Genomic DNA, 13,671 nt, shown 5'->3' with positions numbered 1-13,671 from the left:
TCTATACAGCATTCCGCTGGGTCAGCGGGGTCAGCGTAGTATTTTTGCCGGAGTGCTTGGCCGTATAGAGGAGATTATCGACTTCTTCGAAGAGCGTTTCTTTGGTGGTGCCTTCGTCATAGCTCTTGAGGCCAATGCTGACGGTCACCGCCCGGTTCTCCATCTCTTCATGGGACGTATGCGACAGCTCCTGGCGGACTTGTTCAATCAGCGCGTAGGCTTCCTCGAAGCTTTTCTCAAACAGCAGGATCGCGAACTCCTCCCCGCCATAGCGGGCCGCAATATCTGCGGGCGAGATGTGGTCCTTAATGATCTGGGCGACCCGCGCCAGCACCATATCTCCGGTACGGTGTCCATACTTATCGTTAATTTGCTTGAAATTATCGATATCCACCAGCGCAAGATGGAACGGGGCACCCTGGCTGCCGTATTCCAGCGCTTTTTCATAGAATTCGTGAAAAGAAATATGGTTATACAGCCCCGTCAGTGCATCGGTGGTCGACAGCTTGCGGATCACCGCGTTCTCGATCATCAGATCCTGCTTGGCCGTTAAGGTAGCTTCCAGATCGCTCGCCAATTCACGCCCGTTAATAATGACAATCCCCGCCACCAGGGTCCCGACTAGCAGGAAGAGCGGAATGGCAACCAGGTCGAAGTCTGTAAGGTAATACTTGAACCAGTAATCCCAGCGGTACAGAATGAAGAACGCAGCCGCTTGGAGGGCAGACGTGAACAAGGTCAGATCCAGCCGAAAAAAAATCGCCGACGCAATAATCGGCAACAGCATCAACGCCCCGATAATCCGGATATCCATATTCAGATGGATAATCATCATGGCAATAATCGTCCCCGCCACAAACAGCAGCACGAAGGAATACCTCGGTGCCGCAAAATCCACAAACTGCGTAATCCCCACCACCGCACTCATCAGCAGCGTCGGATACAGCAACACATCATAGTAGAACTCATGTGCCCCCATGGGATACGGCAAACATACAAAAGACCCCAGCTGGGCCAGAAAATGCAGAGCAATCACCAGCCAATACGTATACAGAAACCGCTTGACCCACTTCGCCTGCCGATGCGCCGAAGTCTCCGAAGGGCCCATGTAATCTCTCAATCTCAACGCTCTCACCTGTTGCCCCCGATTAAATTCACACATAGGATGTACACATTGCTCCTATTTTAACATGTCAGGGTCCGGGTCGGATACTCACTTGTGGGATATGTACGGGGGGAGTGGGGAGGGTGTGGGGGAGTGATTCCCACACTTCTATTTTCAGCTCAGGAAATATGGGATAATTTATAAATAGCGCTTAGCCGCTCCAATGGATGCGTGGATTCAAAGTAGTCTGAAACTAACTTCTTTTTTGTGTATGTACTCCCGTATATTCTCAATGTTCCTTTATAATATAAAGTATATTAAGTACAATGGGGTGTAAAAAGTGAGTATCAATTTTTTTGAGCACAGGGAGATAATTTCTAATAACATGGTGATCTTCTTGCGGTTGAGAGGGATCTCTAAACTGTCTTTATCAAAACAGACAGGGATACCCCGCCTTACCATCGACCAAATCATCAGCGGCGAAACTCCAAGCCCTAAGCAGTACAACTTACAACTCACAAATATTAACCATACCTATGAGTTACCCGAAGACTATTTCATCACTTCTCTCCCTTCAGTTCAACCAACCTATGCTTACTCCAGTATTGGTGATTCGGCGAAAGACCCAGTGGTTAGGGAGCTGTTGGATGGCTTGGATAACATTTTAGATATCTATTCTTTGTACCATTTACATTAAGGGACTGGGTATCAACATTATTCAATGTGCACTTTAGAAGTGTATTTTTTTCATGTAGGAGGACCCCTATGGAATTTGATAAATATACATTGCACTTTAAACTCGACCAAATTTTAAAAGTTCACAATATCTCAGTACTTAAACTGTCTAATGAGATAGGGCATCGAAGAACTACCATTATGGAATTGGTGCACAACACCAACATGGATAAAAAGAAAATATCCGCAGAGTTGATCATGAAGTTGTGTCTCTATTTTGAAGTTAGTCCTAACGATTTATTTGAGATACGCCTGAAGAAATAGAATAGGATTAAAAAAGCACTGAGTCCTGCGGCTGCGCAGATATTCAGTGCTTTTACTTATGAGTAGGGGCTAACCAGATTCTTGTAAATCAGCTAAACAAAAAGTTGGGACCCAACCGTATACGTTATTATCCGCCTTACAGTAAGTCCATTCGTTTAAGTGCTTTAACCCCCACAATATTTCCCCTTGAGTAACTGTTAGTTCATGCGCAGAATAATCTTCAGTCACTTTTGCAATATCATGGCTATCTGGAGAAGTTAAAATCTGCTTCGGCACCCCTCTTTGCTAGTGGACACTGATTTACAAAAAATCCAATTAGGAAATTGAGTCTCCTTTCGTATTTTTTAAAGTCCCAGGTTGGTATTCGCACATAAAAATGATAAATGAAGTGTGTTTGTGATGTTGTATAAGAGGAGATCCCTCCTATAGAGGATATCCCAAAGATATTTCAATCCACGCAATCATACAGAGTGCGACAATGCGCATTTTCCATAGACCACGAATTCAATCATTTCAATCCACGCAATCAAGTAGAGTACGACAGGTGATAGTAGTGAATGTTATCAGGTAATCCTTATTTCAATCCACGCACTCGTGTAGAGTGCGACGCCGAGGTTGTATCAATACTTTATCTACTGGCATATTTCAATCCACGCACTCGTGTAGAGTGCGACAGCGAAAAAAGTGTAACCCATGCTTTTCCCGCATTAATTCACCATCTGTCCCCTTATTCTAATCTTGAAAAGATATACAACCACCCTTGGCTTTTAAAGACTATCCTCTTATTTATAAACTTTCGACAAATTCTGAGGTGCGAAACCCCCGGAGATTTCATGGGAGCTTGGCATTCGCACCGAGCCCTCTCCTTCTATTTTAACCCATTTGATAGGTTCTGTATAACTATAACTTCTTTCAATTTTGTAGTTTTTTTGTCTTATCCACTGCGTTTTAAATTAAGAGACTATTCGATATACTGGGTAGGAATGTAAGCATCATGAGGGAAGAATCCTCGTAGAACATGGGAAGGAAGTAGACTCGATGAAAAAACTAATAGTAAGGTCCGTAGGTATTGTTGCCCTTTTAAGCTACATATTGGGGTGTACTGATCCTTCTCATATTCAAACTGCTGAGGCAAAAGCAGCTTCAACCCAGACCCCAAAGCCAGTAGCCAAAGCAGATAACATCAACGCACTAATTCCGGCCGGGTGGCACATTTTAGAGCCTGTCCTGGGAGAGAAGGCCATCGCCAAAGGTGATTTGAATAAAGACGGGATCTCAGATCTCGCAGCGGTCATTGAGAAGGATATGGTTATGGACGAGGCGTCTCCACGGTCACTCTTAATCGCTTTTGGCAGCAAAAACAATACGTATACCCTATCCATCATTGCCAAAAATGTCATTTTGCGATCGGATGAGGGCGGCATCTGGGGCGATCCTTTTGATAGCCTTACCATTAATCGGGGGTCTGTCCTGGTTAGCGATTACGGAGGGAGCAACTGGAGATGGTACAACAAGTATAGATTCAGGTACCAGAATCAGGATTGGTTTTTAATCGGAGCGACAAGCGGAAGCTACTTCACTGGAGCAACCACTATGGATCAAGCGGACGAGGATGATATCAATTTTTTGACCGGACGATTTATAGAGCGGAGAACGGACGAACAAGGACGTACCACCACAAGAAAAGGAACTCAAAGTAAAAAGGAGTTAATCCGGCTAAAGGAGTTCAACCCGGAAAATTTGCAATAACCGAGGGACCCTAGCGAAACATAGCGGACAACACAGCCCTACTCAGGCGTTGTCCGCTTTATTGTGCCTACCCACCATTTTGCAGCATCCAAAAGTTCCATCGCCAATAACAGCACATCGAGTTAGATCTAGCCCGTAATACGCCGCAGCTTGTTAGCACGTTACTGGTTGAGGTTTATGACATCCACAGCCGTCTTCAGGCCCATGGGACATATGTATGCAGCATCGTATTCACTTAATAGTATGTGGCAATATCATTTCTTTTATTTGACTTAAAACGCTAGGTGAGTATTCTTGTGGGTGCATAATAATTGCTACCAGCACACTTATTAAGATAACTGTAATCCAATAAAAGCTTTTAATTACTTTAGATTTTATTTTTCGAGTGATAAGTAGAGAAATCAAAAAAATAGTAGTATTAAAAAACAAAGTTGAAGGAATACTCAAAATTCTTCCAAGTCCAGTATAAGGAAAATATTCTATTAATAAAAATATGGCCAGTATACTCGGAATCATGGCTAGAGAGATTGTTTTTATTGTCTTTTCCATGTGGACTCCTAATCAATTTCTTGATTGCCAATCTCCAGGCTGCTCTACCAGATAGGAAAAAGAAAATTTGGCAGAATTTTTCATGATAATTCTTACGTTTAATCAATTCTAAATCAGTACAAATTCAGAAGATACAATAGTTTTGTTCCATTCTATAAGTACTGTGTATGAACCAGGCTCCAAGTTCAAAAATGTCTTGCTATCTGTATACTCCTGACCAGACTCCAAATCTATATAGTCCTTTATGGGAACCCTGCCTTCGTCTGCTACTTGATTGTCCTTTAATAACTTATATCTTGCTCCTCCAACGACAGTCACTACTTTATCGCTCTGATTTTTGAAGGTATAAGTTACGTTTGTTTCGGAACCTGAGTTGTCTACCTTAACGGAACCGGTTACATCGGATTGATTGGTATTGCTGTTAGCATCGGATGGTGTATTGGTAGAAGTGTTCGTGGCTAACGGCTCAGTGTGTGTTATTTCGGATTCCGTATTTGTCTTTGTGCAGCCTGCAAGTATAATACCAACAACTAAAACTAACATTATGAGCAAGCTATTCGTTCTCGTCATCATATCGCCTCCATGATACAAACAGACGATAACTGTTTTGAAAAAGTTTCAATTCCAACGTTTGGTCATATTCAGGTGACCTGCCCGGTAGCGTCTCTCGTACAACTAAACTTCCCTTTGAAATTTGAGATTACATTCGTGCGTTGTGGATGTAGCGTAATCCATAAAATTCACAGAACCCTTAAAGTTCAAATAAGCTTCATAACGCAGACGGATCGCAGGTAAAGTAATGAATTCTAGAACATTTTCTTTTGGAACCCACCTGCAATCGCTTGTTTCATCCGAAGTAGTTAGCTCCCCACCTACAACTGTGCACACGAAATCAAACATGACCTTCGTTGGAACATCAGTCACACCGTCATACCACTTATGGATCGCTGTATTAGATATAACACTAATTAAATGGCTAACCGTGGCCTCTATTCCACTTTCCTCTTTAATTTCACGAAGCACGCCATCAATCAGGTTTTCTCCAACTTCTGTTATTCCACCAGGATACACCCAACCATCGTCATGTGCTTTCACTAATAAGATATTTCCATTTCCATCTTCTACAATTCCGCCTGCCGATACAATATGTGTCGGGAACGTCATTTAAAGACCTCCTAATAGGGATAAAGTAACACCGATCAGCATCACCATTAAGCCCTTAATTTTAACACTCCCACCAAACGTAGTAGGTGCCTAGCAGCTCTGTAAGTTGGTTAATCGTAGCGAGACAATCTTGCGAATATTCATCTGAATATTCAGTGATCACAACACCCTGGATGAGCGGCATTGCAAGATAGAGCTTACTCAAAACTGCCGTTTCCACTGGAAAAGCTGGCTTTTCCCGAGACACGCGAATTCGCCATGATTCCATGAGCAACTGCTCATACTCTTCCCGTGTGTCCGGATCACTACAAAGCAACTGCTCAATATGTGTATCCGTCATGGCCGGCAACTTTGCTGCTTCAATTTCATCCTTATGTATTACGCGGCCAGCCAGTTTCCTCATGATCGCGTTTACGCCGATGTTAGCCGGGGAAGCTTGCATACGGGCTTCTTCCCATATGAGCTCGGTGACCTGCTTGCCAGCCTCCAGTGTGAACTGGAGACTTCCATTTCTATAGCTCATCGCTTCTAAAAGTTCCCCAGTTGTAATAGTCAGATAACCGCCGACAAATGCACTTCTGACCCAGGAGTCCAGATGATCGGCATGAAGAATTCCGTCCTTGTTCCTCAAGAGGCTACGCTTTGACCCATCTATATAGTCCATAACATCAGTTGTACGAATATTCGCACTGGCTAGGATGTCAACGATCTCCTGTGAAAACACGGCCTCCCGCGTCCATTCATGATGATCCACACCTGGAAGGGATTCTAGTGTATGACTGAAAGGCGCATGTCCGATATCATGCAGCAATGCAGCTGCCCGCAACGTACGATTATCCGGCTCAAAATGCGCTGTAAGCGCAAATACACCTAACGTATGCTGTAAGCGGCTGTAGGTATGGTGGGTATTAATGAAAGAAGCTCCTCCATGCCGAATGTAATGAAGCCGCCGCACCTTTTTGCTTCGGAGCAGTGCTTTTTCTTCATCAGTGAGCTGAATCCTGAGCTTCCATAGAGGTTCATAGATTTCATCTAAAGCACCATCCAGTCTTAACCTAAAGTCCATTCCAAGGTTTCCTCCTGTGTTCTTAAATTCTACGGACCAGTGAACAGTAGACGCAAACTGTGAAGTAGAAGTATTTACGAATTAGATTTCTCTTTGTACTTTGACCAATTTATCCAAGAGATGCATAAAAGACCTAAAGTCATAATAAGAAATTGCATTGGACCTCGATTAATATCGAATACAATTACGATGCCAGCAGTGAGAGGTATTAATATAATACTAATGATGGAGATCCATTTATATATATTTTGATCTTCCTTCTTTTCGTTTTTCATATTTTTACCCCATTTTCAAATAAAGTAATTAACCTATTATATCATGCTAACTTGATCTGATGTCCACACACTGCGCAGTCCGAATATGGGGCGTAGCAGAAAGGGAATTTTTTATGTACTCTACACCAGATACGGCCAGTGAAAACTAGACGCGTATTAATCAGCAAAGAGGCCCCTCCACTCCCTGTGAGTAAAGAGGCCTCTTCGTGCGTAGGATCAGAACTGATTTGCAGCTAAGTTTTGTAGCAGGAGATTGTTATATTTAGCCGCATGTTTTTGCTCCTCTGCTGTTGAAAAATATCGAAAGATATGGTTCGGTCTTCCGTTGTTTAGTGCATAGTTCGATAACGGGTTATAACGAAATGATGTTGTTATCCTAATTATTACAGTGATGTTAATTCATCATATATTAACACTCCCACCAAACGTAGTAGGTGCCTAGCAGCTCTGTAAGTTGGTTGATCATGCCGAGGCAGTCTTGCGAATATTCGGTAATCACAACATCTTGGATGAGCGGCATTCCAAGGTATCCTCCTGGGTTCTCCTTTATTTTTCAACCTCAAATATTGAATCGATGATGATTGGAAGATTGTCTCTAACCGAAACAGCTCCAAAGACTGAACATGCATGGATACCTTTAGCAACGCTTCAATCGCTGACTGTATTTCAAATGGTTCTATGGTTGTTTCGTAATCATACACTTATTTTCTGAATCTTCGAGCGGGATATTAAATATACCGGGCCCATTATTTCGATTGCGCCGTCTTTTACACGAATCGCACTCTCCTGTTCTGCCGCATATACATCAATCTCCTCCGATAAGGGGAACAGGTAGCCTTGAACGAAAGAGGCGTAATCGCGTTTCGAATGAGATTCATAGGCAAAAGGATTAAAGTCCAACCCATCATGAATCGTATCTATTTCAACGGTATGATCGGCGCTCTGCGAGGTTACCCATTTGGCAGCCATGTTCAACGAACCGGCGCTGGCCCCCAAGATAACGGCATTGCTGTTCTTAATCACATCGGTTAATTCATATTCCGCCAAAAAGTTGTTCTGTTGAACAGGATCTCCGCCGCATAAAAAAATGACCGACGCGTTCTGAATCCATTGCCGGGCCTCATCCTTCGGCATGCGGTAATCGATGAAATGGTTCTCCTTAAACATAAGATTGGCCTGATGGAGCCATGTCCATTCCGTTATATCCTCAAAGTTAATCTGCCCGTCTTCATAATCAGAGGGTTGAGCGCTAATCATAACAAGCGATTGTCTGTCTTGTAGATCCTCCTGCAACCACTCAACCAGCCCCTCTGGTAAAAAATCATTAAACCAACTGAAATAATAGTGAGTACTCAAGCTTCATCACCTCCATATGCAGGGTTTACCCCGTTAAAGCGGTTTAATTTAGCTTCAGCCGCCAGCATGGCGCTGGTAAGTCTCCGATGATTCCCGTCATGCCGGGCAAGTGTTCTGAAATACAGGCTGCGCACCATATTTTTCCCGTTCACTCTGGCAACTCTCTGTGCGCGTGTATCCGGCCATTCCGTACACTGCGCCAAGCTATGAATCCAGCCGGCAATCTCCTGCTGTGGTAGCAGCGATTCACTGATCATCGTGTCCACAACGTTAGCCATACGTTCGTCTTCCTCCTCGTCAAAAATCCGGACACCGTTATGCAGCATTCCTGTAATCGCCATAAGCACCTCGTGCTGCACCTCAATGTCACTTTCCTTATAGCGGATCAGCTCCTCCAGGGCATCTGCCCCGTGAGCTGCGGCATGAGCCCAGCCTTCGGCTGCCAGATAACCGCGCAGGTCCTTCTCCTCCTGATAGTAGCGAAGCAGCGAGCGCTTTAGATGCTGGAAGTCTTTTGGCGTCAAGAATGGTTGAATTCTGTCCCGTTGCATAATAAGAGCGATCGGCAGAACCGCGAATGCCCTGGTGAGTACGCTGTGGTCATCCACGCTTCCAATCCGGTAGAACAAATACCGGTCGTCCATCAGGACAGTCAATAGATGCCGCATTTCCTCATCTGTGAACTTATTATCGCGCTTCAGCCATATGTAAAAGGTAGAATAAATATGCTCACGAAGCTCAGGCTCCGGGTCACCAATATGCCGCAGCATCAGATCGGTAAAGTCTTGGATGCTTTCTCCCTCTCGCAGGATATACTGTTCTTCCTCCAATCTGTGCAGCTTGTGTATCAGTCCTGTCCGCGTGTCCTTCGTACCCCATTCATTGACATCTTCGTCCAAAATGCAAGCTTTCATCTAGTCGGTTCACTCCTAACCCAGTTATAGCGGCGTTATGTATTTCTCCAGCCGATATGACTACTATAAAACACAATGACTGACACCAGGGGGTCAGTCATTGTAGGATAGAAGCATATTTTGCATATATTGCTGCAGCTCCGCCCGTAATTCACGAGGCTCCAGCAGCTCGCACTCCTTGCCGAAGCTTAAAATGAACTTCAGCAGACCCTCCTCATGAGGAAATGTATCCGTAACGAGATAGAAGCCATCTTCACCCCGGCTAATCTTCTCTTTCTCAAAATACTCGGAAAGCTGCGCGCCAATTCGCGAAGTGAATCTCAACACAACCTGTATGCCCGCCTGCGAATAATTGTGCTCAATGACATCGGCGATCCGCTCTGCCGACAGCTCTCTTTTTTCAAACGGCAGCCCCTGCTCCAATTGCCTGATCCGCACGAGCTTAAATCTGCGGTAGTCCTTTCTGACCCGGCAGAAGCCGACCACATACCAATGGCCGTGACGAAAGTCAATCCAGCCCGGCTCTACCGTTCGCTCCAGGTATTCCATATCCCTGTTGATATAATCGAACACTAGCAGCCTGTTATCCGTGATGGCCTTGCTGATAATCCCAATGTACTCCTTAATCTCCTGCTCCATGCTGAAATGGGACAGATCCAGAGTCAGTTTATCCTTACCCGGCTCCCGCCTATAGGTATGTTCGACTTTTAGCAGAATGTCATTGAAAGCTTCGTTTCGGCCAAACAAGCCGTGTAAATTCTTCATTACAGCTACAAACGTATGAGCTTCATCCCGGTTTAAAAAGAGGCTGCTTATATTATAGCTGTCCATAATATAGTATCCTCCGCCTTTGCCGCTGGACGATGCAATAGGTATGCCGGCTTCGCCTATTTTCTCGATATCCCGGTAGATCGTCCGCAAGGATACCTCGAAATGCTCGGCAAGCGCCTTGCCCGTTACCGTACCTTGACCGGAGATGATCAGCAGCATGGAGAGTAATCGATTGACTCGCATGATTGGTGTGTGACGCTAAGTAACGTCTCCTCCTCTGGGTGGAATTTTTTTCATATTATTTCTTCGGCAAACACCTTGTTCATTATAGACAACGGATTCAAGTGAGACAGATATAACTTTTCTTGTTACATTTCCAACAGCTTTACGTATTAACATTTTAATGTGCATATTCATTGATCTGTATTAAACATTTGTTATACAATTTTGGGAGGTTTGATATGCCTGATTTATTGTTGTTACTATTCTTGTTTAACTTGTCTTTATTTCTGCTGCACGAAATGGATGCAATTCGACGTTCGGAATGGAAACTTTTTCTCGTTCTACAAGATATGGATGATGCAAAAGCCTATAAAGTGTTCACCTTTATCCATCTCCCCCTGTACACCATCATACTCGCTTTACTTTTTAGCCAATATCAGACGATTACGTTTTGGGTGCTAGATATCTTTCTCATGATCCATGCGATCCTGCACTTTTTTTTCGAAAAGCACTCCCGCAACGAATTTAAGAATACATTCTCTCGTTTCATCATCTATCCGATGGGAATTATTGCTGCTGTCCATTTATTATTGATTGCGAATCCGTGATTTTCTCGCTTAACTTGCAGCCATCACGTATAGTCACATTAAATCGCTTCAACTATCCTGCCAGTTAGCTTAATCACTTCGCTGGTTAGCAACCAAATGGATGTCTTCAAATGGTATGTACTTGTTTTGTCTGAGAGCTTCATTTCTTGCCCCCTATGGTATGGTGGCTTAATTCCGCTTACATAATGATATGTCTTCGTTCAATGCCAGCCACTGCACCGCCAACCCGAACCTGATTGATTTCACCGCTCTCGCTTAGGCGAAGTCCTGCCCCCTTTCGCAAACGCATTTAACGTATACACTTCCACATTCATGTTCTGATCGTCCTCTCTTTATCTTCGAAAAACTGATGTGCTCAACCGCAATCTTCTCTCTATAACGTCTTAACAGTGCCACTCTTCTTTTGCAAGCAGAACAGTTAATTTCTTGCCCAGCCTTTCGACTGCTCCCGGACCAGTGAGAGAAATGCTGCCGCCGCTGGCGACAATGCCTCATGCTTCCGGGTACAGACGGCAATCGGATTCAGCAGCGAAGTACCGTTAACCATCACACGCTCCACTTCCCCGCGTTCCACATTATCCCTAACCGCCAGGGAGGAGATGAAGATGGCTCCGTAGCCCGCGATGACGGCCCGAACCATCTCGTTCACCCCATTAAATTGTAGACCGACCTTGGGAGGACTCACGTTCAAAGCCCGGCATAAAGAGAAGAGACGCTCCCGGGTAGAACTTCCCTCTTCACGCAGAATGAAGGGAACCTTCATCATCTCCGCTAAAGTAATTTCCTGTCCGCCGTATGGATGGTTTTTCGGGACGATGAACCAGAGCTCGTCCTCCAGGAGTTCCTCCCATTCAATGCCCGGTTGCTCCTCCCAGCCGCCTCCGTATACGGCTACCTCGGCATCGTACTGTAGCAGCCCCTCCACCGCTTCCCGAGAATTTGCAGTATTCAAGACCACCTCTACGGAAGGATGCTCTTGCTTGTAGAGGGCCAGCCATTCCGGCAGCAGCAGATTAGCGGGCAGATAGGTTGCTACAATCCGCAAGATGCCGCTGAACCCGGCCTTGTATTCACGCACTGCCTCATCCAGCTCACGTTCCAATGCAAACAATCGTTTGGCATGGCTGGCCAGCATCTGACCCGCATCGGTCACTAAGATACCACGCCCCTTGGGGGCTAACAGCTGTATGCCTAATTCCTTTTCCAGATTACGGACCTGGGCCGTAACCGCAGGCTGACTGATCCGCAATTCCTCCGCAGCGCGGGTGACTCCGCCTTTTTCAGAAATGGTGTGAAATATTTTAAGGGCATGAAGATTCATAAGATGACCTGCCTCCTACATCAAAATTGATGAAGAACGAAATTATATATATTTTTCTGATGAATCGTTATGCTTTATTGTAAGGATAAGGGAAATTTTTCACAAGATTAAATAATTTATCGATGAAGGAGAGAATTTCATGAGTAAAACTAAAATCGTCTGTACCATCGGCCCCTCCAGCGAAAGCCCCGAAATGCTCCGTAAGCTGATCCAAGCCGGCATGAATGTCGCGCGCCTGAACTTAGCCCACGGTGAGCTGGAGGAGCACGCAGAATGCATCCGCCACATCCGGGAAGCAGCCAAGGAACTAAACCAATATGTGGCCGTCCTGCTCGATATCAAGGGTCCGGAAATTCGTATCGGCAAAATGGCCTCGGAGTACGTGGAATTGGTACCAGGAGAAACCGTGGTTCTAACCACAGAGGAAGTGCTCGGCACGAAGGACCGCATCCAAGTCACCTATAAGCAGTTACCCCAAAACGTGAAGCCTGGCAGCAGCATCCTGATCGATGACGGTCTAGTGCGTTTGGAAGTCGTAAATTCCGAAGGCACCGAGATTACCTGCCTCGTCAAGAACGGCGGCAAGCTGAAGCCACGCAAGGGCGTCAACGTTCCCGGCATCAAAACCAGTCTTCCAGGCGTAACTGAGAAGGACATCCTGCACATCAAATTCGGCGTTGAGCAGAATATCGACATCATCGCTCAATCCTTCGTCCGCAAAGCTGCAGATATTCTCGAGATTAAACATATTCTGAGTCAACACAAGGCCGACGATATCCAAGTCATCGCAAAAATTGAAAATGACGAGGGTCTGGAGAACCTGGACGCCATCCTGAGCGTAGCCGACGGACTAATGGTTGCCCGCGGCGATCTGGGCGTGGACTTGCCGGTGGAGGAGGTGCCGCTGGTTCAAAAAGACATGATCAAGAAGTGTAACCTGGCCGGAAAACCGGTTATCACCGCCACTCACATGCTGGAGTCCATGCAGATGAACCCGCGTCCGACCCGTGCAGAAGCAAGTGACGTCGCCAACGCTATTTTTGATGGCACCGATTCTGTCATGCTGTCTGGTGAATCTGCCGCAGGTAAATACCCGCTGGAGTCCGTCGAGACCATGGCCCGCATCGCAGCCCGCGCTGAGTCCGTCCTGGGGAGCTACGGCCGCTCCAACTGCAAGAGTAACGAGACTGGCACCAACGTGACCAGCGCCATTGGCGAATCTGTTGTCCGCACTGCCCTCACGCTCTCCGCCAAAGCTATTCTCGCCCTGACCGAAAGCGGATTTACCGCCCGGATGATCGCCAAGCATAAGCCCGCTGCACCTGTCATCGCCGTATCCACAAAGAAGAACGTGCTGCATGCCCTTTCCTTGACCTGGGGTGTAATTCCGCTGCTCCGCGACGAATCTGCTTCCAGCACTGATGCAGCCGTAGAAGCTGCCGTTGAACTGGCGAGGTCTGCCGGATACGTACAAAATGGCGACTTGGTGCTCATCACCGCCGGTATCCCTGTAGGCTACGCCGGAACCACTAACCTTCTGCGGGTTCACCGAGTTGGGGAAGGGATTTAAAT

The 13,671-nt window shown here is 45.7% G+C and carries 14 protein-coding genes; 5 read left to right on the top strand and 9 right to left on the bottom strand.

The annotated features are described in order from the left end of the window. Position 1: 1 nt before the first annotated feature. Positions 2-1,120 carry a GGDEF domain-containing protein gene (locus NST69_RS04355; RefSeq protein ID WP_342548602.1) on the bottom strand — a complete coding sequence of 373 codons (1,119 nt, stop codon included), beginning with the start codon at positions 1,118-1,120 and terminating at the stop codon, positions 2-4. A gap of 325 nt (positions 1,121-1,445) precedes the next feature. Between NST69_RS04355 and NST69_RS04350 the strand changes: the two genes are divergently transcribed. The 3 genes from NST69_RS04350 (at position 1,446) to NST69_RS04340 (ending at position 3,853) form a co-directional block, all read left to right on the top strand. Next, the gene (locus tag NST69_RS04350) at positions 1,446-1,802 is read left to right on the top strand and encodes a hypothetical protein (RefSeq protein WP_209876391.1); all 357 of its coding nucleotides are present in this window, start codon (positions 1,446-1,448) and stop codon (positions 1,800-1,802) included. Between the two features lie 68 nt (positions 1,803-1,870). Further along, on the top strand, positions 1,871-2,104 hold the full coding sequence (locus NST69_RS04345; protein WP_209876390.1) for a helix-turn-helix transcriptional regulator: 234 nt from the start codon (positions 1,871-1,873) through the stop codon (positions 2,102-2,104). Between the two features lie 1,038 nt (positions 2,105-3,142). Continuing rightward, positions 3,143-3,853, top strand: a complete 711-nt coding sequence (locus tag NST69_RS04340) for a hypothetical protein (protein ID WP_342548601.1) — start codon at positions 3,143-3,145, stop codon at positions 3,851-3,853. A gap of 231 nt (positions 3,854-4,084) precedes the next feature. Here NST69_RS04340 and NST69_RS04335 read toward each other — a convergent pair whose 3' ends face one another. The 7 genes from NST69_RS04335 to NST69_RS04305 all read right to left on the bottom strand — a co-directional run bounded on the left by NST69_RS04335 (position 4,085) and on the right by NST69_RS04305 (position 10,191). Beyond that, positions 4,085-4,402: a hypothetical protein gene (locus NST69_RS04335; RefSeq protein ID WP_342548600.1), complete on the bottom strand. Its 318-nt coding sequence runs from the start codon at positions 4,400-4,402 to the stop codon at positions 4,085-4,087. Positions 4,403-4,510: 108 nt separating this feature from the next. Then, positions 4,511-4,975 carry a hypothetical protein gene (locus NST69_RS04330; protein ID WP_342548599.1) on the bottom strand — a complete coding sequence of 155 codons (465 nt, stop codon included), beginning with the start codon at positions 4,973-4,975 and terminating at the stop codon, positions 4,511-4,513. A gap of 102 nt (positions 4,976-5,077) precedes the next feature. Then, positions 5,078-5,566, bottom strand: a complete 489-nt coding sequence (locus NST69_RS04325; protein WP_339313038.1) for an NUDIX hydrolase — start codon at positions 5,564-5,566, stop codon at positions 5,078-5,080. 61 nt (positions 5,567-5,627) lie between these two features. Next, positions 5,628-6,632, bottom strand: coding sequence for an HD domain-containing protein (locus tag NST69_RS04320; RefSeq protein WP_339313037.1), 1,005 nt, complete (start codon positions 6,630-6,632; stop codon positions 5,628-5,630). A 968-nt stretch (positions 6,633-7,600) separates the two neighbouring features. Further along, positions 7,601-8,263 carry a Type 1 glutamine amidotransferase-like domain-containing protein gene (locus NST69_RS04315; protein WP_342548598.1) on the bottom strand — a complete coding sequence of 221 codons (663 nt, stop codon included), beginning with the start codon at positions 8,261-8,263 and terminating at the stop codon, positions 7,601-7,603. Continuing rightward, positions 8,260-9,177, bottom strand: a complete 918-nt coding sequence (locus tag NST69_RS04310) for a DUF2785 domain-containing protein (RefSeq protein WP_342548597.1) — start codon at positions 9,175-9,177, stop codon at positions 8,260-8,262. Before NST69_RS04310 ends, NST69_RS04315 begins: the two co-directional genes overlap by 4 nt. Positions 9,178-9,270: 93 nt before the next feature. Further along, positions 9,271-10,191, bottom strand: coding sequence for a YafY family protein (locus NST69_RS04305; RefSeq protein WP_342548596.1), 921 nt, complete (start codon positions 10,189-10,191; stop codon positions 9,271-9,273). 218 nt (positions 10,192-10,409) lie between these two features. Here NST69_RS04305 and NST69_RS04300 point away from each other — a divergent pair, with 218 nt between their 5' ends. Next, complete coding sequence (locus tag NST69_RS04300; protein ID WP_036723313.1) at positions 10,410-10,778, top strand: DUF6713 family protein; 369 nt, start codon at positions 10,410-10,412, stop codon at positions 10,776-10,778. Between the two features lie 418 nt (positions 10,779-11,196). Here NST69_RS04300 and NST69_RS04295 read toward each other — a convergent pair whose 3' ends face one another. Further along, positions 11,197-12,099 carry a LysR family transcriptional regulator gene (locus NST69_RS04295; RefSeq protein WP_342548594.1) on the bottom strand — a complete coding sequence of 301 codons (903 nt, stop codon included), beginning with the start codon at positions 12,097-12,099 and terminating at the stop codon, positions 11,197-11,199. A gap of 139 nt (positions 12,100-12,238) precedes the next feature. Here NST69_RS04295 and pyk point away from each other — a divergent pair, with 139 nt between their 5' ends. Then, positions 12,239-13,669: a pyruvate kinase gene (gene pyk, locus NST69_RS04290; RefSeq protein WP_342548593.1), complete on the top strand. Its 1,431-nt coding sequence runs from the start codon at positions 12,239-12,241 to the stop codon at positions 13,667-13,669. The last annotated feature ends 2 nt before the right edge of the window (positions 13,670-13,671 follow it).

It is taken from the genome of Paenibacillus sp. FSL P2-0089 (assembly GCF_038595095.1).
Classification (GTDB): Bacteria; Bacillota; Bacilli; order Paenibacillales; family Paenibacillaceae; genus Paenibacillus_AQ; species Paenibacillus_AQ silagei.
Note: the sequence above shows the minus strand (reverse complement) of the source record. Positions and strands in the feature narration are given on the sequence as shown.

Bases quoted from the DNA above. Each gene is read 5' to 3' on its own strand.
- NST69_RS04345 (WP_209876390.1), top strand. From the start codon at position 1,871: ATGGAATTTGATAAATATACATTGCACTTTAAACTCGACCAAATTTTA.
- NST69_RS04340 (WP_342548601.1), top strand. From the start codon at position 3,143: ATGAAAAAACTAATAGTAAGGTCCGTAGGTATTGTTGCCCTTTTAAGC.
- NST69_RS04335 (WP_342548600.1), bottom strand. From the start codon at position 4,402: ATGGAAAAGACAATAAAAACAATCTCTCTAGCCATGATTCCGAGTATA.
- NST69_RS04330 (WP_342548599.1), bottom strand. From the start codon at position 4,975: ATGATGACGAGAACGAATAGCTTGCTCATAATGTTAGTTTTAGTTGTT.
- NST69_RS04325 (WP_339313038.1), bottom strand. From the start codon at position 5,566: ATGACGTTCCCGACACATATTGTATCGGCAGGCGGAATTGTAGAAGAT.
- NST69_RS04320 (WP_339313037.1), bottom strand. From the start codon at position 6,632: ATGGACTTTAGGTTAAGACTGGATGGTGCTTTAGATGAAATCTATGAA.
- NST69_RS04310 (WP_342548597.1), bottom strand. From the start codon at position 9,177: ATGAAAGCTTGCATTTTGGACGAAGATGTCAATGAATGGGGTACGAAG.
- NST69_RS04305 (WP_342548596.1), bottom strand. From the start codon at position 10,191: ATGCGAGTCAATCGATTACTCTCCATGCTGCTGATCATCTCCGGTCAA.
- NST69_RS04300 (WP_036723313.1), top strand. From the start codon at position 10,410: ATGCCTGATTTATTGTTGTTACTATTCTTGTTTAACTTGTCTTTATTT.
- NST69_RS04295 (WP_342548594.1), bottom strand. From the start codon at position 12,099: ATGAATCTTCATGCCCTTAAAATATTTCACACCATTTCTGAAAAAGGC.
- pyk (WP_342548593.1), top strand. From the start codon at position 12,239: ATGAGTAAAACTAAAATCGTCTGTACCATCGGCCCCTCCAGCGAAAGC.